The sequence below is a fragment of the Variovorax sp. CCNWLW235 genome (assembly GCF_037204085.1).
In the GTDB taxonomy this organism is placed as follows: Bacteria; Pseudomonadota; Gammaproteobacteria; order Burkholderiales; family Burkholderiaceae_C; genus Variovorax.
Genome location: NZ_JBBCBW010000034.1, coordinates 1 through 25,893, shown reverse-complemented (window position 1 = coordinate 25,893; position 25,893 = coordinate 1). Strand labels below are relative to the sequence as shown.

Sequence of the window (25,893 nt, the reverse complement as noted above, 5' to 3'; positions counted from 1 at the left end):
GCTTTTTGGCGTTGTCATTGCTCAACTCACGCGGCCGCGTCTGCTTTGCAGCAGCCCCACATTCATCTCCCCGTTCAGCACCGAAGCGTAGAACCGCTCGACCATGTTCACGCTCGTGCGCGCATTGCGCGCCAAAGTCAGCATGTCGATGCCCTGCCCGTACAACAGCCGCAATGTGATCGCGGTGTGGCGCAGGCAATAGAGCGTTCTCGATTGGCCGAGCGGACCTTTCTCCAGCGCGGTGACTTCGAGCGCCCAATGAAAAAGAAAATTGAGCACCGCGAGCGCGTGCTCGCGATTCTTCAATTGCGGCATGAAGATGTAGTCTTCCACGCCGCCACAGCCTTGCCCGCGACGATGAGCCAGCAGGCGTTCATAAACCCGCACGGCCGGACGCAAGCTCACGATGGGCTGGCTGTGCCGCTTGGTTTCGGGCAAATTCATTCGCAAATAGACGTGCTTTCCGCGCACGGTCTCTATGTGCTTGTGCTTCATGAGCTTGATGTCACTCGGACGAACGAAGGTGTTCACCATCCAGCGAATCAACCAGGGAAGCTCCTCCGGCATGACGAGCAACTCGCGTGCAATCCAGAAGCGCTCGCCGGCATTGAGCTGATCGAGTACCGGATGCGGTTGCCCGCGCAACTTACGCGCAGCCGCTACAACGGCCCGGTACTCCGCAACGCTGAAGCTGCCGCGCGGCTGACTGCGCACCTTGACCTTCGGAAACGCAGGCGCGCTGTGAAGCACGCCGATGTTTACGCCATGCGTTATCACCTTGCGCAGCAGCACCAGGTACTGCGCAATCGTCGTGCTGGTGAAGCCCTGCTCCCCCAGATGGTCGATCAGGCGCTGCGCATCGGACGTGACAAATGCCTGCGCCTGCACTGCACCCAGCAACGGGACGATGTGAGCTCGCAATCTGTTGCCCATCACCTGCCAAGTGGGTCGGCCAATTTCACCGCGCTGTACGCGCGCAGCCTCTGCCTGCATCAACCCTTTAGAGAGGTCGCTGACAGAAACTGATAACAATTTTTGCTCATCTGTTAACTGACTTGCGGACGGATGAATCGCGGGATAAGCACGCGCAAAAAATCCCGAATCGTTCGCAGCTGGGGCTCTTTGAATGAGGTTTATGACATTTGTGTCCATGTCATATCCACAAGCAATCCCGATGCCTCTTATCATCGTCAGTTATCAAATGAAAACTCCCTTGGAAAAAATCGTGCGCGATGCCCCTGTTCCGGCGCTGACGCCTGCCGACTATCTCAGAAAAATTCTGAACGCCCGCGTGTACGACGTGGCGGTCGAATCCGCACTTGAGAAAGCAAATGCGCTCAGCCAGCGGCTCGGCAACACGGTGCTGCTCAAGCGCGAAGACCAGCAGCCGGTCTTCAGCTTCAAGCTGCGCGGCGCGTACAACAAGATGGCGCATCTCACGCCCGAGCAGCTGGCAAGTGGGGTCATCTGCGCATCGGCCGGCAATCACGCGCAAGGCGTGGCACTGGGCGCACGCAAGCTGGGTACGCGCGCGGTGGTGGTCATGCCGGTGACGACACCCAGGCTCAAGATCGATGCGGTGCGCGGTTTCGGCGGCGAGGTCGTGCTGCATGGAGACAGCTATTCCGATGCTTATCTGCATGCGCTCGAGCTGCAGGCGCAGCAGGGCCTGACCTTCGTGCATCCGTTCGACGACCCGGACGTGATTGCGGGCCAGGGCACCATTGCGATGGAGATCCTGCGGCAGCACCAGGGGCGGCTCGATGCGGTCTTCGTCGCGATCGGCGGCGGCGGGCTCATCTCGGGCGTGGCCAACTACATCAAGGCGGTGCGTCCGGAGATCAAGGTGATCGGCGTGCAGATGAACGACTCCGACGCAATGATGCAATCGGTGGCGGCGCGCCAGCGCGTGAGCCTGCCCGATGTCGGCCTGTTTTCAGACGGCACCGCGGTCAAGCTCGTGGGCGAAGAGACATTTCGCGTTGCCAGCAACCTGGTCGATGAATACATCGCGGTCGACACCGACGCGGTGTGTGCGGCCATCAAGGACGTCTTCGTCGATACCCGCAGCATCGTGGAGCCGGCAGGTGCGCTCGCGGTGGCCGCCATCAAGCAATACGTGGCCGGACACGGCCGCCACGGCGAAACCTACGCGGCCATCTTGTGCGGCGCCAACATGAACTTCGACCGGCTGCGTTTCGTGGCTGAACGCGCCGAGGTCGGCGAAGAGCGCGAAGCACTGTTCGCGGTAACCATTCCCGAAGAGCGCGGCAGCTTCCGCCGCTTCTGCGAACTGGTCGGCGAGATGCCGGCCAGCGAATCGCAGGAAACGGGCTCGACCGGCGGGGCGCTGCGCAACGTGACGGAGTTCAACTACCGCATCAGCGACGCGGCCAAGGCGCATGTGTTCGTGGGCCTGACCACGTCGACGCGCGGCGAATCGACCACCATCGCGCAAACGTTCAACGCCCACGGCTTCGATGCGCTCGACCTCACGCACGACGAGCTCGCCAAGGAGCATCTGCGGCATCTGGTGGGCGGCCGTACGGGCCTTGCGCACGACGAGCGCCTGCTGCGCTTCGTCTTTCCCGAGCGCCCGGGTGCGTTGCTCAAGTTCCTGAACCTGATGCGGCCGAATTGGAACATCAGCCTCTTCCACTACCGCAACCAAGGGGCCGACTACGGCCGCATCCTGGTGGGCCTGCAGGTGCCGGCCGGCGATGCGGCCGCGTTCGACGCCTTCCTCGAAACGCTGGGCTATCCCTACGTCGAGGAAACCGCGAACCCGGCGTATCGCCTGTTCCTGCAGGCCTGACCGAGCGCTCGTCTATTGCGCGAGTTGCGCAGGTGCCGGCGGCGGCATCTGCTGGGGTTGTTGCGGTTGCTGAGCTTGCTGCGCAGCCGCATCGGCCGGCGGCGGTGCCATCACCGGGGGCACGGTGGCTGGGAAAAGTCCCGTAGGCCGGGCCGCCGGCGAGGGTGCAGCCGGCATGGTCGGCATACCCGCACTGCCGACGCTGATCGGCGCCCGCACCGGCAACTGCAGCGTGAATGCCGCCGGCCCCTGCGCGCTGGTGCCGAGCGTCGCCGCACGCACTCCCACCGACTGCAGCACGTAGTTGTCGCCAACGCGCGAGCCGACCCGGAACGGTCGCGGAGGCTTGCCGTCGATGGAAATCAGCGCAGCGCCCTGGTTGAAAGGGTCCGCCACCACGCCAGAAAGCGCAAAGCGGCTGGCGGCTTCGGGCGCTGTGGGGGCCGCTTCCGTTGCGGAAACCGCGCCCAGCAGCCGCGCGACCGCATCCGCATCGGCCGAAACCGCCGCTCGCGGCATTGTTGCCGCCGCGGCCACGGGTTCGGCCGGGCTCGCGAGGCGCAGTCCCCAGAACACCGCGGCGCCGGCCGCCAGCGCCCAGAGCCCGGTGGTTGCAACGGGGGCGTGCCAGCGGGCGGCGGAATAGGGACTTGTCATGGCCGCGGATTATCATGCAGCGCGCTTTCCGAAACATGTCATCCAAGCTATGAAAAAAATCCTTCGCGACGCAGCCCGCACCGCCCAGCGCGGCTTCACGCTGATCGAATTGATGGTGGTGCTGGTCATCATCGGCGTGCTTGCCGCGTTGATCGTGCCGAACGTGATCGAGCGCGCCGACGACGCCCGGGTGACCGCCGCCAAGACCGACATCAACAACCTGATGCAGGCGCTCAAGCTCTACCGCCTGGACAACCAGCGCTACCCCACCGCCGAACAGGGCCTGCAGGCGCTGCTCACACGCCCGACCGCCGGGCCGGCCGCGCCCAACTGGAAGCCCTACGTCGAGAAGCTGCCGAACGATCCGTGGGGCCATCCGTACCAATACATGAATCCGGGTATCAAGGGCGAAATCGACGTGCTCTCGCTCGGCGCCGATGGCCAGGCCGGCGGCGAGGGCAAGAATGCCGACATCGGCAGCTGGCAGTAGCCACCGCACCCGCGGCTTCACGCTGCTCGAGTTGATCGTGGTGATCGCGATCATCGCGATGGCCACTGCCGGCGTGAGCTTTGCGCTGCGCGACAGCAGCGCCGCCACGCTCGACCGCGAGGCCGACCGGCTGGCCGCGCTGCTCGAATCGGCCCGTGCCCAGTCGCGCGCAAGCGGCGTGGCGGTGCGTTGGCGCCTCGTGGAAGGCGGCGGCTTCGTCTTCGACGGACTGCCTCCCGATGCACTGCCCAGCGGATGGGCCGCGAGCGGCATCAGCGCCCAGGCGGCTCTGGCCAGCGGCGCACCCGTTGCTGCCGTGCAGTTGGGCCCCGACCCGATCATTGCCGCGCAACAGATCGTGCTGTATTCCGAAGGCCCGCCCGCGCGCTCGCTGCGCATCGCAACCGACGGCTTGCGGCCCTTCACCGTCACGACTCCATGAGCAGCAGGCAGCGTTCGGCATGCGGCGGATTCACGCTGATCGAAGTGCTGATTGCACTCGGCATCGTCGCGCTGGCGCTGGCAGCGGGTTCGCAGGCCACGATGTCGCTCACGCGCAATGCGCAGCGACAGTCTGATCTTTTGCTGGCCGACCTGTGCGCGGAAAACGAGCTCGCCAAGGCGCGGCTCGCACGGCAAATGCCGGCCGTGGGCGATTCGGGTTCGATCTGCGTGCAGGCCGGCGTCTCGTTCAACGTGACCACATCCACCATCGCCACGCTGAACCCGAATTTCCGACGGGTGGACGTGCAGGTGCGCGATGAAACCAACGCACCGGTGCTGCGCATCTCCACCGTGGTGGGCCGCTTCTGATGCGCCGCGCCGCACGCCAGCAAAGAAAAAGCCAGCAGGGCTTCACCCTGATCGAATTGCTCGTGGCCATTGCCGTGATGGCGTTGCTCGCGCTCGTGAGCTGGCGCGGGCTCGACGGCATGTCGCGCGCCACCACGCAGAACCAGCAGCGCGCCGACGCGGTGCTGACGCTGCAGACCACGCTCGCGCAATGGAGCGCCGATCTCGACGCCGTGACCGCGCTCGCGCAAACCCGCCCCATCGACTGGAACGGCCGCGTGCTGCGGCTCACCCGGCGCGGCAGCGATGCGGCGGCGCCCGCCATGCACGTGGTGGCATGGACGCTGCGCTCCGGTGCCGACGGTACCCGCTGGCGGCGCTGGCAGTCGCCACCCTTCACCACGCGCGGCGAATGGCAGCAGGCTTGGAACATGGCCGCATCCTGGGCACAAGAAGGCGGCGCCGGAGACGTCGCCCTGATGCCGGTGGACAGCTGGCAGCTCTACTACTTTCGCGAAAACACCTGGACGCCCGCAGGCGAGTTGCCGACCGGCGCGCCCAATCCGGCGAACCCGTCCAACCCGACAGGCGCCATCGTGAACATGCCCGACGGCATTCGCCTGGTGCTGAGCCTCGCTCCCGGCGAAGGGCTGGCGGGCACGCTCACGCGCGACTGGGTCAAGCCCACGGTGGGAGCGCCGCGATCATGACCGTGCCCTTCCTCGCAAGCCGCCGCCGCTCGCGCCGCCAACGCGGCGCCGCATTGCTTGCGGCAATGCTCACCGTGATGCTGGTCGCAACCTTCTCCGCAGCGGCGCTTTGGCAGCAATGGCGTGCGTCCGAGGTCGAAGCCGCCGAACGCGGGCGCGTGCAGGCCGCATGGGTGCTGATCGGCGCGCTCGACTGGTCGCGCCTCATCCTGCGCGAAGACGCCCTCACCGGCGGGCCCGACCACCTGGCCGAGCCGTGGGCCGTGCCGCTCGCGGAGGCGAGGCTCACCAGTTTTCTGTCGGCCGAGAAAAACGTGGCCAGCGACAACCTCGAAGGCCTGCCCGACGCGTTTCTGTCGGGCCGCATCGTCGATGCGCAGTCCAAGCTCAACGTGCTGTCGCTGGTCGATGGCAACAAGCCCGTGCCGGCGAGCGTTGCCACCTTCACCAAGCTGTTCAACATTCTGGGCCTGCCGGCCTCGGAGCTCAGCGTGATGACGAGCTCGCTCGTGCGCGCATTGGCAACAAGTACCGACCCGGCCGGCGGCGGCGATGCCGGTGCCGCGCCGCTCATGCCGCAAGAGGTGTCGCAGCTGGTGTGGCTCGGCCTTTCGCCCTCGACCGCGGCCGCCCTCGAGCCCTACGTGACGGTCCTGCCGATCCGTACCCCCCTCAACATCAACACCGCAAGCGCCGAGGCCATCAGCGCCAGCTTGCCGTCGCTGACCATCAGCGACGCGCGCCAACTGGTCGAGAAGCGCACCCGTTCGTTCTTCAAGCAGATTGCCGATGCCAACGCGACCCTTCCGAACGGCGGCGCGCCGTTCAACGCAGCCCAGCACAGCGTGAGCACCCAGTTCTTCGAGGTCTACGGCCGGCTGCGGCTCGACCGCACCTGGGTGGAAGAGCGCTCGCTGCTGCAGCGCGACGGCATCACCGTGAAGACGATCTGGCGCAATCGCGGAGCCGGCATGACAGCCCCTCCGGCTAAACCCTGAGTGCGGCTTCTTCCATCAGTTTTCTTGCCCCAAAAGCATCGCCCAGTGCCCGTCGCATCTACGTCACACGCTACAAATAAAGTAGCGCGCGCGCAATAACCGCGCCCCTACAATCACCCGCCCTTCCGAAATCGAAATGACACCGCTGTTGCTCATTGCCCCCCTCCCTCCGGCGGACGCCGCGGGCGAGTACGACTGGGCCCAGGCAGGCGACGACGGCATCGCTTTGCGCAACCAAGGCCGCGCGCTGCTCGCGCTGCTGCCGGCCAGCGCGGACGTCACGCTCGGCATTCCAGCCGCAGCGCTCTCGTGGCACCGCGTCACCCTGCCCAAGGGCAGCATGGGCAGCACTTCCAAGCTGCGCGCCGTGCTCGACGGCCTGCTCGAGGAGCATTTGCTCGACGAACCCGAGGCATTGCACTTTGCGCTCGAACCCGATGCCAAGGCCGGCGCGCCGGTGTGGGTGGCCGCGTGCAACCGCATCTGGCTGCGCAGCGTGGTGCAGGGGCTCGAATCGGCGGGGCGGCGCGTGGTGCGCATCGTTCCTGAATTCGCACCGCAACCGGCCGACGGTCCGCCGCTCTTGCAGATCACCGGCGAAGCCGAGGCGCCGCAGCTCACGGTGTGCGACGCCGACGGCGTAGTCTCGCTGCCGCTTGCGGGTGCCGGACTGGCGCTCTCCGGCAGCCTGCCGCTCGACACCGCGGTCATCACCGCCGAACCCGCCGTCGCCGAAGCCGCCGAGCAACTGCTCGAGCGCCGGTTGCCCATCGTGCAGGCGCCACAGCGGTGGCTGCAGGCCACGCGCTCGCCATGGGAGCTTGCGCAGTTCGACCTCGCCGTCACGGGCCGCGCGCGCGCCGGCAAGAAATTTGCATCGGTGGTCCAGACGCTTCGCTTCGCGCCCGAATGGCGCGCCGCGCGCTGGGGCGTCATCGCCCTGCTGCTCACCCAACTGGTCGGCCTCAACGCCTGGGCCTGGAAGGAACGCAATGCCCTCGACGCCAAGCGCCAGGCCGTCAAGACCATGCTGACCGAGACCTTTCCCTCCGTGAAGCTGGTGGTCGATGCGCCCGTGCAAATGGCCCGCGAGGTCACGGCGCTTCAGCAGGCCGTGGGCGACGTTGCAGGCAGCGACTTCGAACCGATGATCGGCGCGCTCGCCGCCAATCTCCCGCCGGGCCGCGTACCCACCGCCGTCGACTACAGCGCCGGCCAGCTGCGTTTGCGCGGCCTGGGCCTGCAGCCTTCCGAGCTCACGCGGCTCTCCGGTGCCATGGGCCCGCGCGGCTACAGCGTGCGCGCCGAAGGCGATCTGCTGCTGGTGCAAGCCGAGGCTTCGCGATGAACGTCACCGAACAACTCCGGGCCCGCTGGGCTGCGCTCGAGCTGCGCGAGCGGCGCATGGTTGCCATTGCCGTGACGCTCGTGGCGCTCGCACTGCTGTGGTGGATTGCCCTCGCCCCCGCCTTGCGCACCCTTGCCGCGGCACCCGCCGAACACGCCCGGCTCGACGCGCAATTGCAGCAGATGGCCACCTTGCAGAACCGCGCAAAGGCGCTGCAGGCCCAGCCCCGGCTGAACCGCGACGACGCACTGCGTGCCCTCGAAACCTCCGTGCGGCAGAGCCTGGGCACCAATGCCCAGCTCGTCACGGCCAGCGGCGACGGTGCCGCCACCATCACGCTGCGCGCCACGCCGGACGACCTGGCCCAGTGGCTCTCGCAGGCACGCGGCAATGCCCACGCCGTGCCGCGCGAAGCCCATCTGACCCGCGCCGCCGCGGCACCGCCGGCGGCGGGCAGCAAAGACCCGCAACCCCCGAAGGTGCGCTGGGAGGGCACGCTCGTGATGGCGCTGCCCGCGGCCCGTTGAGCACGAGCACCGCCGCATGGTGACGCGCTCTTCCCTTTCCGAACCCGCGCCGCGCCGCGGCTGGCGCTGGGCCTTGCTGGGCATCGTGATCGGCGCACTGCTCGCGCTCGTCCTGTTCGCGCCGGCCCGGTGGCTGGCCTCGGCGCTTTCCAGCTGGAGCCAGGGCCGGCTGCTGCTCGTCAACCCGCGCGGCACGGTCTGGAACGGTGCGGCGGCGGTGGTGCTTGCAAGCGGTGCGGGCGGCGCCGAGGCGGTGTCGCTGCCCGGCTCCCTCAACTGGCGCATGCGGCCCACCTGGAGCGGCATGTTCGCCGTGCTCGACCTGCCCTGCTGCGCGGCCCGGCCGCTGCAGCTCAAGGCCAGCCCGCGCGCGGACGGCATGCAGCTGCAGTGGGGCGACGGCAGCTCGCGCTGGCCCGCCACCTTGCTGACGGGCCTGGGCGCACCCTGGAACACGCTCAAGCTCGAGGGCACGCTCGATCTTTCCACCAAGGCCCTGTCGATGCAGTGGGACGGCCCCGTGCTGCGCATCGCAGGCCAGGCCACGCTCGACGCCACCGATGTGTCGTCGAGCCTTTCGACGCTGAAGCCGATGGGCAGCTACCGGCTCACGCTCGAAGGCGGCAGCCGGCCGAGCCTGCTGCTGAGCACGCGCGAAGGCAGCCTGCAGCTGAACGGCAGCGGCAGCTGGAACGGCACGGCCTTTCGCTTCAACGGCGAAGCCAGCGCCGCACCCGGCCGCGAAGACGCACTTTCCAATTTGTTGAACATCATCGGACGGCGTGACAACACGCGTTCGATCATCACCCTGGGTTGATCATGATGAAGCCATTGACTTCGCACGGCAGCCGCCTCGGCATCGTTGCACTCGCAGCGCAGATGCTGATCGCCGCCACCTTCCTGCAGGCCGTGCCGCCCGCGTTCGCGCAAGCCACCAACCCCGATGCGCCGCGCCGCGGAGAACCCATCACGCTCAACTTCGCCAACGCCGACATCGAGGCTGTGGCACGCACCATGGCGGTGGTGACCGGCCGCGACGTGGTGGTCGACCCGCGCGTCAAGGGCACGATGAACCTCGTCACCGACCGGGCCATTGCGCCGGCCGCCGCGTTCAACCAGTTTGCTTCGGCGCTGCGCCTGCAGGGCTTTGCGGTGGTGGAGTCCGAAGGGCTCTACAAGGTGGTGCCCGAGGCCGACGCCAAGCTGCAGACACAAACGGTCAATACCGCCACGCCCAGCGCCGGCGCGGTGGCCGGCAACCAGATCGTCACGCAGATCTTCAGGCTCAACTACGAGTCCGCCAACAGCCTGCTGCCGGTGCTGCGCCCGCTCATTCCGCCCAACAACACCATCAACGTGAACCCGGGCAACAACTCGCTCGTGATCACCGACTACGCGGACAACATGCGCCGCCTGAGCCGCATCATTGCGGCGCTCGATGTGCCCAACGCGTCGGACATCGAGGTGATCCCGCTCAAGCATTCCATTGCCACCGACATGCTGCCGCTGATCACTCGCTTGGTCGACGGCAGCGGCTCGGGCGCTCCCGGCGCCGCCGCACCGGGCACGGCCGACGCATCGTTCCGCACCACCCTGCTGGCGGACCCGCGCAGCAATGCGCTGATCCTGCGCGCGGCAAATCCGGCGCGCGCGGCGCTGGTGCGCACGCTGGTCGAAAAGCTCGACCGCGCGCCGGCTGAAAGCAGCAACGGCGCAGCCGGCAACATCTATGTGGTCTACCTGAAGAACGCCGATGCCGTGCGCCTTGCGGCCACGCTGCGCGCCGCCATGGCGGCCAACCAGCTGCCGGGCACGCCAGGGTCGCCCGGCGCCGCAGGCGGTGGCGCGCCGTCACAGCAGCAGGCCAGCATGCCGTCCCCGTTTCCGACTAATTTTGGCCAACAAGGTGGTGGAGGTTCGTCAGCGGCCAACGCTCCGCTAAACAACGCCAACCAACCGTCCGTCGGGGGTCAGATACAGGCTGATCCCTCTACTAATTCGCTCATCATCACAGCACCCGAGCCTCAATATCGACAATTGCGAGCCGTCATCGACAGGCTTGACGGCCGCCGTGCGCAAGTCATGATCGAAGCTTTGATCGTCGAAGTTAACGCAGTCAAAGCTGCGAACTTTGGTGTTCAATGGCAAAGTGCTCTTGGCAACAATGCTATTGCTGGTACTAATTCCAGTCTAGCCAGCACTAATATTTTAGCCTTAACCCAGGCACTCGCCACTGGTGTTATTGGTCAAAACTCGCTCCCATCCCCGGGATTAAATTTAGGCATCGCCGGTAAGATCGGTGGCAACTATGTGCTGGGCGCGATCGCAAACTTCTTTAGCAGCGATAACGATGCAAACATTCTCTCTACACCCAATCTTCTCACTCTTGACAATGAGGAGGCTAAGATTGTGATCGGTCAAAATGTGCCATTCCCTACCGGTTCCTATGCTAGTACGACGGGTGTCCCTGGTGTTAATCCATTCACTACTGTCGAACGCAAAGATGTGGGTCTAACGCTACGAGTCCGTCCGCAAATCAACGAAAACGGCACTGTGAAGATGGTCATTTTTCAGGAGACCTCAGATGTTGATCGCAACACCCTCTCAAATCCCAACGGCCCGACAACAAACAAGCGATCAATCGAATCTAGCGTCTTAGTAGAAGATGGTGGTCTCGTGATGCTTGGCGGCCTGTTATCAGATACGTACGGGAATGCTACCGAAAAAATCCCGTTAGCCGGAGATATCCCGATAGTTGGCAATCTTTTTAAGAATGAAGTTCGTTCGCGCGACAAGAAGAATCTCATGATGTTCTTGCGGCCTGTGGTGATGCGAGATGGAGTGGCCACAGAGGCTTTCGCCAATGATCGATATGATGAAATTCGTACCCTGCAACGGCAACTACAACCAGACCCTGCCAATGTAATGCTGCGCAAAGTGGATGCCGCACCTGTATTACCTGAAAATCCACGCAAACGCTCGCGCGACCAATCTGGCAGCCTTCGAATGGAGGGCACCACGCTTATTCCTCCGCCCTCGCCTACTGCCAAATCCGAATTAAATGCAAATTCTTTACGTGGCGCTTTGCCCCCTACAGCAGACCCGGCCAGCAAGCTAGAACTTCCTTAAGTGGTATTTTTACTTAACCAACCCATCAACAGCCTCAAAGGGAGAGCAGCACGAAAGATGCATCATTTATAACTCGATCCTCATCAATGTTAGATTTGCTACGACTCAAAGGAAGCAAGAATGAAAATTCTCAAATACAGCGCAGCTGCGTTGCTTTTTTGTGCGTTCTCAGCACACGCAACTGGTGAACAAGTGTCATCATGTTCGGCGTATGGGCCAAACGGATCAATTCCGGTCGGCTGGGCGCTCGTACGAATTGAAGGCAATTGGTCTTGTGGCACTCCCTATGGAATTCTCTATACCTGGCAAAATCTCAACGGGTTGTCGCGGGGAGCTACGGTAGAGGTTTGTAGTTTGAACAACTTACCTAACTGGTGGCCCATTCACTACATTGCCAACAACAGTGGCGGCCCGCCTTGCTACCAAGGCGGCCAATACAGGTACATAGTGGAATACCGAGGAAATTAGATTGCCGCGCAATATCTGGCGAACCGAACGCCGCTCAATGGCGCTTAGAAATTAATGCGCCATCCCCTGCCCTACGCGTTCGCTCGCAGCCAGCAACTGCTGCTCGAAGCAGCCGACGACGGCCGCTACACGCTGTGGATGTCGAGCCATCCCTCGCGCAGCGCGCTCGGCGAAGTCACGCGCAAGTACGGCGTGCAGGCTTTCGAAGTGCTGGCCGATGGCCCGCTCGCGCAGCGCATCAGCGCGGCCTATGCGCAAGGCGAATCGAGCGCTGCCGCAGTGGTGAGCGAGGTGCAGAGCGACGCCGACCTCTCGCGCATGATGCAGGAGCTTCCTGCGGTCGAAGACCTGCTGGAAAGCGCGGGCGATGCGCCCATCATCCGCATGCTGAACGCGCTGCTCACGCAGGCCGCGCGCGACGGCGCAAGCGATATTCACATCGAGCCCTACGAGCGCACCTCGTCCGTGCGCTTTCGCATCGACGGCACGCTGCGCGAGGTGGTGCAACCGAACCGTGCGCTGCACGCCGCGCTGATTTCGCGACTGAAGATCATGGCCGACCTCGACATCTCCGAGAAGCGGTTGCCGCAGGACGGCCGCATCAGCCTTCGCATCGGCACGCGCGCGGTCGACGTGCGCGTTTCAACGCTGCCAAGCGCCCATGGCGAGCGCGCCGTGCTGCGCCTCCTGGACAAGACCGAATCGAAGCTCACGCTCGAATCGGTCGGCATGCAGGGCGACACGCTGGAGCGCTTTGAAAAACTCATCGCGCAGCCGCACGGCATCATCCTGGTAACCGGGCCCACGGGCTCGGGCAAGACCACCACGCTGTACGCCGCACTGGCCCGGCTCGACGCGAGCCGCAGCAACATCATGACGGTGGAAGACCCGATCGAATACGAGCTGCCGGGCGTGGGCCAGACGCAGATCAACGCCAAGATCGAGCTCACGTTCGCGAAGGCGCTGCGCGCCATCCTGCGGCAAGACCCCGACGTGATCATGATCGGCGAAATCCGCGATTTTGAAACCGCGCAGATCGCCATCCAGGCTTCGCTCACCGGCCACCTCGTGCTCGCCACGCTGCACACCAACGACTCGGTCAGCGCCGTCACGCGCCTTACCGACATGGGGGTTGAGCCGTTCCTTTTGAGCTCGTCACTCCTGGGCGTGCTGGCCCAGCGCCTGGTGCGCAAGGTGTGCACGGCATGCGGTGGCGCCGGCTGCGAGGTCTGCGGCCAGACCGGCTACCAGGGCCGCACCGGCATCTTCGAGCTGCTGGTGGCCGACGACGAAGTACAGGCGCTCATCCACGGCAAGGCCGCGGAGAGCCAGCTCTTCGAGGCCGGCGCGCGCGGCGGCCTGCGGTCCATGCGCGAGGACGGCGAGCGGCTGGTGCAGGCCGGCATCACGTCGCGTGCCGAGCTGTTGCGGGTCACGCGCGAATAATCTCTTCGCCCCGCCATGCCCGCCTATTCCTTCGAAGCCATCGATGCCAGCGGCCAGTCGCGCGAAGGCGTGCTCGAGGCCGACACTGCGCGCAGCGCCCGCAGCCTGCTGCGCGCGCAGGCGCTCATTCCGCTGTCGGTCACGCCGGTCGGCAGCAGCCACATCAATGGCACGGGCAGCGGCGGCCTGCGTCGGTGGCTGGGCGGCGGCGCAAGAATCTTCAGCTCCACCGGTCTCGCGGTGTGGACGCGCCAGCTCGCGGGCCTGGTGTCGTCGGGCCTGCCTCTCGAGCGCGCACTGACCGCACTCACCGACGAAGCCGAAACCGAGCCGCAGCGCAATCTCGTCGCGTCGCTGCGCGCCGAGGTCAACGCAGGCTCGCCCTTCGCGCGTGCACTCGCGGCCCATCCGCGCGAGTTCTCGGCCATCTACACGGCCGTGATCGGCGCGGGCGAGCAGAGCGGCAACCTCGGGCTCGTGCTCGACCGCCTGGCCGACGACCTCGAGGAGCGGCAGGCGCTGCAGCAGAAGCTCGTCGGCGCGGCGCTGTATCCGGCCATCGTCACGCTGGTGGCCATCGTGATCGTGATCTTTCTCGTGAGCTATGTGGTGCCGCAGGTGGCGCAGGTGTTCGCGGGCACCAAGCGCTCGCTGCCTTTTCTCACCACGGTGATGCTGTCGCTGAGCGCGGCCGTGCGCAACTACGGCTGGTGGATGCTGGGCGGTGTGGTGTTCGCTGCCATCGCCGTCCGCCTTGCGTTGGCGCAAGAAGCGTTTCGCCTGAAGTTCGACGCCGCATGGCTCAAGCTGCCGCTGGTCGGCAAGCTCGCGCGCGGCTACAACGCGGCGCGCTTTGCAAGCACGCTGGCCATGCTCGCAACCGCGGGCGTCCCCATCCTGCGCGCGCTGCAGGCCGCCTCCGAAACGCTCGGCAACCGCGCAATGCGCGCGGACGCGCTCGACGCGCTGGTGCTGGTGCGCGAAGGCGCGCCGCTCGCCTCTGCGCTGGCGCAGAAAAAGCGCTTTCCGGGGCTGGTGTCGATGTTCGCCCGCCTGGGCGAGCAGACCGGCACGCTGCCGCTGATGCTGCAGCGCGCGGCCAACCAGCTCGGCGCCGAAGTGCAGCGCCGCGCGATGCACCTGGCCACCATCCTCGAACCCCTGCTGATCGTGGCCATGGGCGGCGTGGTGATGCTCATTGTGCTGGCGGTGATGCTGCCTATCATCCAGCTGAACCAGTTCGTCAAGTAACCCCGCCAGGGAATCCTAAAACCTCATGCCCGTCACGCTCGAAGACAAGCTCGTGGTCGCGATATCGTCGCGCGCGCTGTTCAACCTCGAAGAAGAAAACAAGATCTTCGAGGCCGGCGACAACGAGGGCTACATGCAGCTGCAGCTCGACCGCATCGACGTGCCGGCCGCGCCCGGCATTGCGTACTCGCTGATCCGCAAGCTGCTGCGCTTCAACGACGACGGCGTGCAGCGCGTCGAGGTGGTGATTCTTTCGCGCAACGATCCGGTCTCGGGCATGCGCATTTTCCGCTCCAGCGCGGCCGCCGACATCAAGCTGCAGCGCGGCGTGTTCACGCAAGGCCGACCGCCTTTCGGCTACCTGCGGCCGCTGCGCGCGCACCTGTTCCTTTCGGTCAACGCGCAAGACGTGCGCGAGGCGCTCAACGCGGGCTTTCCGGCCGCGCGGGTGCTGGTCGAATCGGTGAAGGCCAGCGATGCCTGGCCCAACGAAGTGCGCATTGCCTTCGACGGCGACGCGGTGCTGTTCTCCGACGAAGCCGAGCGCGTGTTCCAGGCCGAGGGCCTGGACGCTTTCCAGGCGCACGAGCTCAGCAAGGCCGACCTGCCGCTGCCCGAAGGCCCGTTCAAGCCGCTGCTGTCCGCGCTGCATCGCCTGCAGATGGCGGGCAATGCTCAGATGCGCATCCGCACCGCGCTGGTCACCGCACGCAGTGCGCCCGCGCACGAGCGCGCGATCCGCACGCTGATGAAGTGGAACATCCGCGTTGACGAAGCCATGTTCCTCGGCGGCCTGCCCAAGGGCGAATTCCTGCGCGAGTTCGAGCCCGACTTCTTCTTCGACGACCAGACCGGCCACGTCGACGCCGCGGCACGCCACGTGCCCGCGGGCCACGTCTCCAGCGGCATCAGCAACGAGGGCTGAGCCTCTCGCGGAGCGGGCGCCTTCGCGGCGCTCCGCCCCCCGGCGCGACCAGCGCTTCAGCCTTGTCATCGCTCCTTCATGGCGGTGTAACGGGTTTTCCCTAGTCTTGCGGTCTGTCCGGTGCGCGGTGCCTCCATGGCACCTTTTTTTTGTCGCATCCGACCGTCCATACACGACAACACCAAGGAACCCACCATGCGACTCTCCTTCCCCTCCGTGCGGCTCTTTTCCGCACTGGCCCTGGCCTGCGCCCTTTCCGCCTGCGGCGGCGGCGATGGAGGCGGCGGCTTCTCCGGTTTTCCGCCCGGCACCGGCGCGCCCACCACGCCTGAAACGCCGGCCAACCCGCCCGCACCCGACACGGGCGTGAAGCCCGAGATGCGCTGCGCGCCTTGAGCGCATCCACGCAACGCCCACCGCATCTCCTCATGACCAAACACAACAAGACCATGAACTCACGCCGCAAATTCCTGCAGGGCACGGCCACCACCGGTGCCGCCGCGCTCGCACTCGCCGCCTTTCCGCCCAGCATCCGCCGCGCACTCGCCATTCCCGCCAACAACAAGGCCGGCACCATTCAAGACGTCGAGCACATCGTCATCCTGATGCAGGAGAACCGTTCGTTCGACCAGTACTTCGGCACGCTCATGGGCGTGCGCGGTTTCGGCGACCGCTTCACCATTCCGCTGCCCAACGGGCGCAGCGTGTGGCAACAACTGGACGACACCGGCAAGGAAGTGCTGCCCTACCACCTCGACGGCTCGAAGGGCAATGCGCAACGCGTAGCCGGCACGCCGCACAGCTGGAGCGACGGGCAGGATGCATGGGCTGGCGGGCGCATGCATGAATGGGTGAAATACAAGAAAACCAAGACGGCGCCTTTCACCCAATCGATGGGCTACCTGCAAGAGGCTGAACTGCCTTTTCAGTTCGCGCTGGCCAACGCGTTCACGCTCTGCGACGCGTACCACTGCAGCATGCACACCGGCACCAATTCGAACCGCATGTTCCTCTGGACCGGCACCAACGGGCCCACCGGCGCGAACGTGGCCACGGTCAACAACGAATGGGACGGCATCGACAGCTCCGCCAACGGCTACAGCTGGAAGACCTACCCCGAGCGCCTGCAGGAAGCCAAGGTCAGCTGGATCGTCTACCAGAACATGCCCGACAACTTCACCGACAACTCGCTGGCCGGCTTCAAGCAGTACCGGCTGGCCAACGAAGCCTCCGGCAAGCCAGTGAGCGGCAGCGCCATCTCGCCTGCCTACGACCCGGCCAGCGACGACGCCGGCAATCCGCTCTACAAGGGCATTGCCAACACCATGCCCGACGGCGGCTTTCTCGAGCAGTTCCGCCAGGACATCAAGAACGGCAAGCTGCCCCAGGTGTCTTGGATCGTCGCGCCCGCGGCCTATTCCGAGCACCCCGGGCCTTCGAGCCCGGTGCAGGGCGGCTGGTACACCCAGGAAGTGCTAGACGCGCTCACCGCGGCGCCCGAGGTGTGGAGCAAGACGGTGCTCTTCATCAACTTCGACGAGAACGACGGCTACTTCGACCATGTGCCTTCACCTGCCGCACCGTCGATCAACGCCGACGGAACGCCTGCCGGAAAAACCACGCTGCCGCTCGAAGCGCTCTCGCCTGAGTACTTCAATCACCCGAGCCCGCCCGGCACCACCGACCAGCCCCCGCCGGACGGCCGCGTGTACGGCCCGGGCGTGCGCGTGCCGATGTATGTGGTATCGCCCTGGAGCCGTGGCGGCTGGGTCAACTCGCAGGCCTTCGACCACACCTCGGTGATCCGCTTCATCGAAGCGCGCTTCGGTGTGAAGGAAACCAACATCAGCGGTTTCCGCCGCGCGGTGTGCGGCGATCTCACCAGCGCCTTCAACTTCGTGTCGCCCAACAACGAAGCACTGCCCACGCTCGCAGGCCGCAAGACGAAAGCGCAGGCCGACCAGCTGCGCACAGATCAACAGGCGCTTTCGCAGGTGCCGTTTCCGGCGCTGCCGCAACTGCCGCTTCAAGCCAAAGGCACGCGCCCCTCGCGCGCGCTGCCCTACGAGCTGCACACGAGCGCCCGCATCGACGCCACCGGCGGAAAAGCCCAACTGCTGTTTGCCAACACCGGCACGGCCGCCGCGGTGTTCCATGTGTACGACAAGCTCAACCTCGACCGCCTGCCGCGCCGCTACATGGTCGAGCCCGGCAAGACGCTGGACGACGCCTGGGACTCGCTGAGCGACAACAGCGGCTTCTACGACCTGTGGGTGCTCGGGCCGAATGGCTTTCATCGCCACTTCAAGGGCGACCTGAACGCCCTTCGCAGCGGCGACGCGGCCGCGCCTGAAGTGCGCGTGTGCTACGACATTGCCAACGGCAACGTGTACCTGGAAATGCTCAACGGCGGCAAGAATGCCTGCAAGTTCACCGTGCGCGCCAAGGCCTACCGCACCGACGGTCCGTGGACCGCAACGGTAGCGGGTGGCGCCAAGGCCGAACTGCATTGGGACCTGGCAAGCAGCGGCGCGTGGTACGACTTTGCCGTGACCTGCGATGCCGACACGAGCTTCGTGCGCCGCTTTGCAGGCCGCGTCGAAACCGGCAAGCACTCGGTGAGCGACCCCGCCATGGGCCTGGCCGACCTGTGAGGCTGCGCACGCAATGAACTCACGCCGCAGATTTCTCACAGGCGCAGCCACCACGGGCGCTGCGGCGCTCGCGGTCTCGGCCTTTCCGCCGAGCATCCGGCGCGCGCTGGCCATTCCCGCCAACAACAAGACCGGCACCATCCAGGACGTCGAGCACATCGTCATCCTGATGCAGGAGAACCGTTCGTTCGACCACTACTTCGGCACGCTCATGGGCGTGCGCGGCTTTGGCGACCGGTTCACCATTCCGCTGCCCAAGGGCCTGAACGTGTGGCAGCAGACCGACGCGAGCGGAAAACTGGTGCTGCCCTATCACCTGGACAGCCGCAAGGGCAACGCACAGCGCGACGGCGGCACGCCCCACGACTGGGCCGACAGCCAGAACGCCTGGGACGGCGGCCGCATGTACCAGTGGCCGCGCTACAAGACCACCAAGGCCATGGGCTATCACAAGGAGGCGGAGATCCCGTTCCAGTTTGCGCTGGCCAACGCCTTCACGCTCTGCGACGCGTACCACTGCAGCATGCACACCGGCACCGATGCGAACCGGGCCTTCCATCTCACCGGCACCAACGGTGCGACCGCCGCCGGCACAGCCTTCGTCACCAACGAGTGGGACTGGATCGACGGACGCCCCGAATCGGTGAACACCGGCTACACATGGAAGACCTATGCCGAGCGTCTGGAAGAAGCAGGCGTGCGCTGGATCAGCTACCAGAACATGCCCGACGAATGGGGCGACAACATGCTGGGTGCCTTCCGGCAGTTCCGCCAGGCGAACCTCGACTCGGGCTTTCCGGTGTCCAGCGGCGGCAAGCCGAACACGCCCTATGCCAACACCGGCCAGCCGCTGCCCTACCGCGCCTACGACCGCGCCACCGACGACGCGAAGAGCCCGCTCTACAAGGGCGTGGCCAACACGCTGCCGGGCACCCGGCCCGAGGACTACCTCGACGCGTTCAGGCGCGACATCCGCGAAGGCAAGCTGCCCCAGGTGTGCTGGATGAATGCGCCGTCGATCTACTGCGAGCACCCGGGCCCGTCGAGCCCGGTGCAAGGCGCATGGTTCCTGCAGGAGGTGCTGGACGCACTCACGGCCGTGCCAGAGGTGTGGAGCAAGACCGTGCTGCTCGTCAACTTCGACGAGAACGACGGCTACTTCGACCATGTGCCCTCGCCTTCGGCACCATCGCCGGTCGGCGACGGCACCTTTGCCGGCAAGACCACGCTGCCCGCTGCGGACCTGGCTCCTGAGTACTTCACCCAGGCGGCGCCGCCCGGCAGCACCAAGCAGCCTGCGCCGGACGGCCGCGTGTACGGCCCCGGCCCACGCGTGCCGATGTATGTGATCTCGCCATGGAGCCGTGGCGGCTGGGTGAATTCGCAGGCCTTCGACCACACGTCGGTGATCCGCTTCATCGAAGCGCGCTTCGGCGTGAAGGAGCCGCACATCGGCGCGTTCCGGCGCACGGTGTGCGGCGACCTCACCAGCGCCTTCAACTTTGCCAACCCGAACGACGAGCCTCTGCCCACGCTGGCAGGCCGCAGCACCCGCGACCAGGCCGACCAGCTCCGGCTGAGCCAGGAGGCGCTGGGCCAGGTGCCGCTGCCGATCGACCCGCAACTGCCGCGCCAACCGACGGGCACCCGCCCCTCGCGCGCGTTGCCTTACGAGCTGCATGCCAGCGCACGCGCCGACGCAGCGGCCGGTACGGTGCAATTGCTGTTCTCGAACACGGGCAAGGCGGGCGCGGTGTTCCACGTGTACGACAAGCTCAACCTCGGCCGCCTGCCGCGGCGCTACACGGTGGAAGCCGGCAAGACGCTCGACGACACCTGGAATGCGGCCGTCGACAACAGCGGCTTCTACGACCTGTGGGTGCTTGGCCCCAACGGCTTTCACCGCCACTTCAAGGGCAACCTGGAGGCGCTGCGCACGAGCGGCGCCAACCCTGAAGTACGGGTGTGCTACGACATTGCCAACGGCAACGTGTACCTCGACATGCGCAACGGCGGAACAAAGAGCTGCAAGTTCACTGTGAGCGCCAAGGCTTACCGCAACGATGGCCCCTGGATTGCAACGGTCGATGGCGGCGCCGCGGCCGAACAGCACTGGGAGCTTGCCACCAGCGGCCAGTGGTACGACTTCGCGGTCACCTGCGATGCCGACCCCGGCTACCTGCGCCGCTTTGCAGGCCGCGTGGAAACCGGCAAGCACACGGTGAGCGATCCGGCAATGGGCCTGTCAGACCTCTGACGAGCCTTGCATCGCAGCGGCGCGGCGTTGCGCGCTACGCCGCCGCGGTGCGAAGCCACAGCTTGCGAACCCTGAACGTCAGCAGCGCCGCGATGCTGACGTTCAGCAGGTTCCAGCCAATGCCGTTCAGGAACGCCGCGTGGTAGCTGCCGGTCAGGTCGAAGATCTTGCCCGACATCCAGCCGCCCAGTGCCATGCCGAAGAGCGTGAACATCAGCACCGTGCCCACGCGCGCGCCTGCTTCCGCGGGCGGAAAGTGCTCGCGCACGATGATTGCGTAAGACGGCACGAGCCCGCCCTGGAAGAGGCCGAACAGCGCCGAGATCACATACAGCGGCACCAGCCCGTCGAACGGCAGGAAGAGCAGCAGCGCCACGCACTGCAGCACGCCGCCCAGCAGCAGCGTTCGCAGCCCGCCGATGCGATCGCAGATGGCACCCGACACCAGCCGGCTCACCACGCCGAAGCCCAGCATCAGCGACAGCATCTGCGCACCCCGCGCGGCGCCGTAGCCGAGGTCGCCGCAATAGGCCACGATGTGGACCTGCGGCATCGCCATGGCCACGCAGCAAGCCACGCCTGCCACGCACAGCAGGCCCTGGGCCGTGCCCATGCTGAAGCCGAAGGGCCGCATCATGTCGCGCACCGGCCCAGCGCTGCTGGATGCCGCGCCCGTCGGCGCAGCGGCCAATGCTGGCGGCCGTGCACGGAAGAACAGCGCGAGCGCCGCCATCGCCAAGCCGCAGAAAATGCCCATGCCGATGTAGGTCTGACGCCAGCCGACCGTCTCGATGAAGTGCTGCGCAATGGGCGGCCAGATGGCGCCGGCCACGTAGTTGCCGCTTGCGCACACTGCCACCGCAATGCCGCGCCGCTTGACGAACCACAGCGACGTGTCCGCCACCAGCGGCGCAAAAGCCGCGGCACTGCCCAGCAGCCCGACAAGCACCGCCTGCGTCGCGATGAAGGCGAAGATGCTGTCGGCCATGCCGCATGCCACATAGCCGACACCGAGGCTCAGCGCACCAATCAGCAAGGGCCACATCACGCCGAAACGATCGGCCAGCCGCCCCATCAGCACGCCGCCCACGCCGAAGCCGAGCATCAGCAGGGTGTACGGCAAGGAGGCATCGGCACGCGCAACGCCGAACTCGGCCTGCACCGCAGGCAGCATCACCGACACCACGTACATGCCGCTGCTGCCGACCGTCATGACCAGCAGGGTGATGCCGAGCCGCAGCATGGCGTAGCGCGAATCGGCTTGATGGGTGGTTGTCTCTGGTGTTCTCATTGTTTTTTCTCCGCACCGAGAATACCCCCGGATGCGAAGACGCATGGACGCGAGCGCGCAATGCCCGGCGGCGCGCTGCCACCTGGCGCCCGATGCGGCGAATCAGCCCGCGGACGGTGCCGGCACTACGACAATCGCCGAAGCCTTGGGCATCGGCCCACCCGGCTTGGGCTTGTCGTTGCAGCCGGCCGTCAACAGGCCGATGCAGAACAGAAGAACGAAGGCTGTGCTTCTCATGCGGCGGATGCTATGCCCGCCACCCTGCAAGTCAAGTCGGACGCGGCGCCGTGCCGCGCGGCATCGAGAAGCCGTCAGGCGGCAGCCGGCCGCTCGCCGCCGTGCAGCCGGCGCTCGATATCTTCGAGCACATTGGGCAGGTCGGCCACGCTGTCGATCACGTAGTGCGCGCCCGCAGCCTGTAGCTGTGCGGTGGCGCGCTCACGGTGTTCCTGCTGCTGTGCAGCATCGAGTGCCTGCCATTCGGCGAGCGTGAGTCCGACCGCGTTGCCACTCACCGCAAGGCCTACGGCCCAGGTACCGGCGTTGAGGCCTTCCTGCAGGCCCACGCCGGTGTCGTCGACCTTGACCACCGTGTGCGGCGGCCACACGCCAAGGTCGGCAAAGCAGCGGTACATCATGAGCGGCGACGGGCGGCCTTCGGCAAGGTCGCCGGCGCACACCAGGTTATCGGGCGAGTAGCCGCCAGCCGCGGCAATGGGCACCACCACTTCCATGATCGGTCGGTTGTAGCCCGTGGTCGAGCCTATCTTGAGGCCACGCTCGCGCGCGGCGTCGACGGCCTCCAGCGCGCCGGGAATGAAGCCCGCATGGTCGCGCACGCTGGCCGCGTTCATCGGCGTGAATACTTCGTAGAGGTGGTCGACATCGGCATCGCTGAAGGCGTGGCCCTGACTGGCTTGCCATTGCGCCGCAATGCGCGGCAGCGTGCCCAGCGCCTTGATGTGGTCCCACTTGGCCATGCCCATGGGGCCGCGAGCCTCGGCGATGGTGATGTTCACGCCGAACTGTTCGAACAGCTTCACGAAAGCGCCCATGGGCGCGCAGGAACCGAAGTCGATGATGGTGCCAGCCCAGTCGAAGACGACAGCCTGGAGCTTGGAGTGGTTGTGGGCGTTCATAAAAAGGGGTTGATCACCATGTCTCGAATACGTCGTGCGCAATGCCGAAGCCGGTGCTCGCGCCCGTACCGCTGGTGACCAGCACCACGCGCGTCGCGTCGTCGGGCGCATCGATCACGCAGGGCGCGGCTTTCGACGAGGGATAGACACCGGTCCACCGCTCGGTGACCTGCGCTGTTTCGAGATTGAGCGTGCTGCGCAGGTGGCGCAGGATGAGCTGGTCGACTTCTTCCATTGCAAACGGCTCGGGTGCATCGCCGTAGTGGTGTGAATCGCCGACCACCAGGGAGCCATCTGCGCTCTGTACCACGATGAGGTGAATGCCATGCGCGAGCGAAGCGGCCTCTTCCTCTTGCAGCCGCGCGCGCAAGGCGGCGGCTTCGGGCAAGGTGCTGTAGCCCTCGTAGCGCACCAGGCTCAGGTCCATCATCACCGACCCCGGCAGCCGAAAGCCGGCCTCCGGCTTGACGCGCAGCATCTGCAGGCGGCACAGCGTGAGTTCGTGCGCGGCAATGCGGTCGGCGAACAGGCCGTGCAGGTCGGTGTTGGTGCACACCACCACGCGCTCGCCGCGCAAGGTGCCGCGCGACGTGCGCACGCGCGGCGTTTCGACCTCGTGCACGGTTTCACCGAAGCGGAACACCACGCCGTGCGCTTCGGCCAGCCATTTCGCAAGCAGGCCAATGGCGGTGCGTGATTCCACGCGCAGCTCGTGCGGGCTGAACAGCACCGAACGCGCATCGGCCAGGCTCAGTGCCGGCGCCTTGGCCTGCGCGTCGGCTGCATCGAGCAGTTCGCAGCCTTGGCCCATGGGGGTTCGCATGAAGGCTTCGAGCACGTCGTGCGCTTCGCTCCGGTAGGCCGCGAGCCAGAGGTTGCGGTGCACGATGTCGATGCCGGCCTGCGGCGCAATGTGCTGCCAGACCTCGCGGGCGTGCATCGCGCGGCGCCAGGTGTCGCCCGGCGCCTGGCCGGTGATGGTGATGAAGCCGAAGTTGCGGATCGACGCGCCGATGCAGGCCGCATCGCGCTCGACCACGCACACCTTGAGGCCCCGCAGCGCCGCCGTATACGCATGGGCCATGCCCACGATGCCGGCACCGACGACGATCACGTCGAAGCTGCCGTTGCTGTTGTTGGTTTGAGCTCCGGGCATTACCGGTTTCTCCATGTTTGGGTGCGCGCGAGCGCCCAGTGCCCAGCCAGCGCGAACACGCCGCGGCCGACGGCAGCCGTGAGCATGATCAGCGAGGCCATGGCCGCGGCGGGCGCCACGTCGCCGGCATCGTCCATGTTGAGCACGGCAATGGCGGCCAGCGTGGTCTGCGGCGAGTACAAGAACACGACGGCTGACACGGTCGTCATCGCGTTGACGAAGAAATAGCCGCCCACGTTGAGCACGGTGGGCAGCGCCACCGGCAGGTGCACGCGCCAGAGCGTGCGCCAGAAAGGAACGCCCATCGACTCGGACACCAGCTCGTATTCGCGGTCGAGCTGCCGCAGCGCGGTGAGCGAAGTGAGATGCGCCACCGAGAAGAAATGCGCCACGGTGCACACCACGAGGATGGTCATGCTGCCGTAGATGGCGCGCAGCGGGTTCGAGGGCGAGATGAAGAAGAAGATGTAGCCCACGCCCAGCACAAGCCCCGGCACTGCGAGCGGCAGGTTGGCCAGCAGGTTGAGCAGCTCGCGCGGCAGGCCGAAGTGGCGCGGCTTCTCGACCAGGTACGCCGAGATGAAGGTGACGAACGCACCCGCCACCGCGGCACACATCGCAAGCCGCAGCGAGTTGAAGTAGCTGCCCCAGCCGCCGCCGTCCATGTTGCTGAAGTCGTAGTTCTTGAGCGACGGCGCGAGCTTGTAGGGCCAATAAGTGGCGAGCGACGCGAACACCGCCATGCCGATCATCACCAGGATGGCGCAGGCCGTGATCGTGCAGAACACGAGCAGTGCGCGGTCGCGCGTCCTGACGGGCTCTGGCCGGTAAGGCGTGGCGCGCGCCGAAAGCGCTGCGGCCTGCTTGCTGCGCACGTGACGCTCGACAAAAAACGAGAGCACCGCTGGAATCAGCAGCACCAGCCCCACCACGGCACCCATCTGAAAATTCTGCTGCCCGACCACCTGCTTGTAGATGTCGGTAGCAAGCACGCCAGTCTGCCCGCCCACCACCTTGGGCACACCAAAGTCGGTGATGACCAGCACAAACACCACCATTGCGGCCACGATGAGGCCGTAGCGGGAAGACGGCAGCGTTACCGTACGGAAGATGCGCCAACGAGAAGCGCCGAGCGTTTGCGCCGCTTCGTAAAGCCGGCCATCGGAAGTGGCCATGGCGGTGGTCAGAATCAGCAGCGCATGCGGCAGCGTCCAGAACACCGACCCCAGCACAATGCCCAGCGGGCCATAGATGGACACATCGCCCAGCAGCCCCTTGAAGATCCCTTGGTTGCCGAACAGATAGACCAGGCTGATGGCCGGCAACAGCGAAGGCGCAAGCAGCGGAATGAGCGCCACGGCGCGCAGCACGCCCTTGGCCGGCATGCAAGAGAGCGTGAGGCCATAGGCGTACACATAGGCAATGGCCGTACAGATCACAGCACTGATCGCCGCGAGCCCCAGGCTGTTGAAAGCCGACTGCACCAGCGCGGGGTTCTCTAGGTACCGCGCAAAGTTGGCCAGGCCGACGAACACACCGGTGCGATCGAAGAAGCTCTGGCCGACCAGTGCGCCGACGGGCAGCGCGACGATTACCACCAGCAGCAATACGACGAGCCACACGGCGGTGCCTGTGAGCCAGCGCTCGAGGTCGAATGCGCTGCTGCGTGGCGTCACCGTCGGAATGGTGGCGATGGCTTCGGTAGAGCTGCTCATGTCAGCAGAACCCCGCTGGCGAATTGGCGGTGGTTGAGTTCGGGGCGGGTGCAAAGGCCACCGGGTACTCCCCTCCGCGAATGTCCCCCGCCTTCGGCTCCTCCTTTATTTCGCTGCGGGGAGCA

23 protein-coding genes are annotated in these 25,893 nt (G+C 65.9%); 16 read left to right on the top strand and 7 right to left on the bottom strand.

All coding sequences use genetic code 11. The features are described from left to right. Nucleotides 1-21: 21 nt before the first annotated feature. Nucleotides 22-1,152, bottom strand: a complete 1,131-nt coding sequence (locus tag V9L21_RS25035) for a hypothetical protein (protein ID WP_337315494.1) — start codon at nucleotides 1,150-1,152, stop codon at nucleotides 22-24. A 49-nt stretch (nucleotides 1,153-1,201) separates the two neighbouring features. On the opposite strand from V9L21_RS25035, the gene ilvA reads away from it, so the two are divergent. After that, nucleotides 1,202-2,815: a threonine ammonia-lyase, biosynthetic gene (ilvA, locus tag V9L21_RS25030; RefSeq protein WP_337315493.1), complete on the top strand. Its 1,614-nt coding sequence runs from the start codon at nucleotides 1,202-1,204 to the stop codon at nucleotides 2,813-2,815. 12 nt (nucleotides 2,816-2,827) lie between these two features. Here the strand turns inward: ilvA and V9L21_RS25025 are convergent, their stop codons facing one another. Next, entirely contained in the window at nucleotides 2,828-3,472 is a 645-nt protein-coding gene (locus V9L21_RS25025) for a type II secretion system protein N (protein ID WP_337315492.1), read from the bottom strand. A gap of 49 nt (nucleotides 3,473-3,521) precedes the next feature. Between V9L21_RS25025 and gspG the strand changes: the two genes are divergently transcribed. The 15 genes from gspG (at nucleotide 3,522) to V9L21_RS24950 (ending at nucleotide 20,467) form a co-directional block, all read left to right on the top strand. Beyond that, nucleotides 3,522-3,962: a type II secretion system major pseudopilin GspG gene (gene gspG / locus V9L21_RS25020; RefSeq protein WP_258504315.1), complete on the top strand. Its 441-nt coding sequence runs from the start codon at nucleotides 3,522-3,524 to the stop codon at nucleotides 3,960-3,962. Then, on the top strand, nucleotides 3,937-4,404 hold the full coding sequence (locus V9L21_RS25015; protein WP_337315491.1) for a GspH/FimT family pseudopilin: 468 nt from the start codon (nucleotides 3,937-3,939) through the stop codon (nucleotides 4,402-4,404). The genes gspG and V9L21_RS25015 overlap by 26 nt, the downstream gene beginning before the upstream one ends. Then, nucleotides 4,401-4,775, top strand: coding sequence for a type II secretion system minor pseudopilin GspI (gene gspI / locus V9L21_RS25010; protein WP_337315490.1), 375 nt, complete (start codon nucleotides 4,401-4,403; stop codon nucleotides 4,773-4,775). The genes V9L21_RS25015 and gspI overlap by 4 nt, the downstream gene beginning before the upstream one ends. Then, on the top strand, nucleotides 4,775-5,464 hold the full coding sequence (locus V9L21_RS25005) for a PulJ/GspJ family protein (RefSeq protein WP_337315489.1): 690 nt from the start codon (nucleotides 4,775-4,777) through the stop codon (nucleotides 5,462-5,464). The genes gspI and V9L21_RS25005 overlap by 1 nt, the downstream gene beginning before the upstream one ends. After that, nucleotides 5,461-6,462: a type II secretion system minor pseudopilin GspK gene (gspK, locus tag V9L21_RS25000; protein ID WP_337315488.1), complete on the top strand. Its 1,002-nt coding sequence runs from the start codon at nucleotides 5,461-5,463 to the stop codon at nucleotides 6,460-6,462. The genes V9L21_RS25005 and gspK overlap by 4 nt, the downstream gene beginning before the upstream one ends. A 136-nt stretch (nucleotides 6,463-6,598) precedes the next feature. Next, nucleotides 6,599-7,810 carry a type II secretion system protein GspL gene (gene gspL, locus V9L21_RS24995; protein WP_337315487.1) on the top strand — a complete coding sequence of 404 codons (1,212 nt, stop codon included), beginning with the start codon at nucleotides 6,599-6,601 and terminating at the stop codon, nucleotides 7,808-7,810. Further along, the gene (gene gspM / locus V9L21_RS24990; protein WP_337315486.1) at nucleotides 7,807-8,337 is read left to right on the top strand and encodes a type II secretion system protein GspM; all 531 of its coding nucleotides are present in this window, start codon (nucleotides 7,807-7,809) and stop codon (nucleotides 8,335-8,337) included. The genes gspL and gspM overlap by 4 nt, the downstream gene beginning before the upstream one ends. 16 nt (nucleotides 8,338-8,353) lie before the next feature. Beyond that, a complete protein-coding gene (gene gspN / locus V9L21_RS24985; protein ID WP_337315485.1) occupies nucleotides 8,354-9,154 on the top strand; it encodes a type II secretion system protein N in 801 nt (266 codons plus the stop codon). A gap of 2 nt (nucleotides 9,155-9,156) precedes the next feature. Beyond that, entirely contained in the window at nucleotides 9,157-11,466 is a 2,310-nt protein-coding gene (gene gspD / locus V9L21_RS24980) for a type II secretion system secretin GspD (RefSeq protein WP_337315484.1), read from the top strand. Nucleotides 11,467-11,988: 522 nt separating this feature from the next. Next, entirely contained in the window at nucleotides 11,989-13,380 is a 1,392-nt protein-coding gene (locus V9L21_RS24975) for a GspE/PulE family protein (RefSeq protein WP_337315483.1), read from the top strand. A gap of 15 nt (nucleotides 13,381-13,395) precedes the next feature. Then, nucleotides 13,396-14,631, top strand: a complete 1,236-nt coding sequence (gspF, locus tag V9L21_RS24970) for a type II secretion system inner membrane protein GspF (RefSeq protein ID WP_337315482.1) — start codon at nucleotides 13,396-13,398, stop codon at nucleotides 14,629-14,631. Between the two features lie 25 nt (nucleotides 14,632-14,656). Further along, nucleotides 14,657-15,556, top strand: a complete 900-nt coding sequence (locus V9L21_RS24965; protein WP_337315481.1) for a 5'-nucleotidase — start codon at nucleotides 14,657-14,659, stop codon at nucleotides 15,554-15,556. A 195-nt stretch (nucleotides 15,557-15,751) separates the two neighbouring features. Continuing rightward, on the top strand, nucleotides 15,752-15,952 hold the full coding sequence (locus tag V9L21_RS24960) for a hypothetical protein (RefSeq protein WP_337315480.1): 201 nt from the start codon (nucleotides 15,752-15,754) through the stop codon (nucleotides 15,950-15,952). 53 nt (nucleotides 15,953-16,005) lie between these two features. Beyond that, entirely contained in the window at nucleotides 16,006-18,210 is a 2,205-nt protein-coding gene (locus V9L21_RS24955) for a phosphocholine-specific phospholipase C (RefSeq protein ID WP_337315479.1), read from the top strand. Nucleotides 18,211-18,223: 13 nt separating this feature from the next. Beyond that, on the top strand, nucleotides 18,224-20,467 hold the full coding sequence (locus V9L21_RS24950; protein ID WP_337315478.1) for a phosphocholine-specific phospholipase C: 2,244 nt from the start codon (nucleotides 18,224-18,226) through the stop codon (nucleotides 20,465-20,467). 34 nt (nucleotides 20,468-20,501) lie between these two features. Here V9L21_RS24950 and V9L21_RS24945 read toward each other — a convergent pair whose 3' ends face one another. From V9L21_RS24945 to V9L21_RS24925, 5 genes are all read right to left on the bottom strand, one after another. After that, complete coding sequence (locus tag V9L21_RS24945) at nucleotides 20,502-21,758, bottom strand: MFS transporter (RefSeq protein WP_337315477.1); 1,257 nt, start codon at nucleotides 21,756-21,758, stop codon at nucleotides 20,502-20,504. 102 nt (nucleotides 21,759-21,860) lie between these two features. Then, complete coding sequence (locus V9L21_RS24940) at nucleotides 21,861-21,995, bottom strand: hypothetical protein (RefSeq protein WP_337315476.1); 135 nt, start codon at nucleotides 21,993-21,995, stop codon at nucleotides 21,861-21,863. A gap of 74 nt (nucleotides 21,996-22,069) precedes the next feature. Then, the gene (gene phnX, locus V9L21_RS24935; RefSeq protein WP_337315475.1) at nucleotides 22,070-22,897 is read right to left on the bottom strand and encodes a phosphonoacetaldehyde hydrolase; all 828 of its coding nucleotides are present in this window, start codon (nucleotides 22,895-22,897) and stop codon (nucleotides 22,070-22,072) included. A gap of 13 nt (nucleotides 22,898-22,910) precedes the next feature. Continuing rightward, complete coding sequence (locus tag V9L21_RS24930; RefSeq protein ID WP_337315474.1) at nucleotides 22,911-24,053, bottom strand: TIGR03364 family FAD-dependent oxidoreductase; 1,143 nt, start codon at nucleotides 24,051-24,053, stop codon at nucleotides 22,911-22,913. Continuing rightward, the gene (locus V9L21_RS24925; protein WP_337315473.1) at nucleotides 24,053-25,768 is read right to left on the bottom strand and encodes a putative 2-aminoethylphosphonate ABC transporter permease subunit; all 1,716 of its coding nucleotides are present in this window, start codon (nucleotides 25,766-25,768) and stop codon (nucleotides 24,053-24,055) included. Before V9L21_RS24925 ends, V9L21_RS24930 begins: the two co-directional genes overlap by 1 nt. Nucleotides 25,769-25,893: the final 125 nt, after the last annotated feature.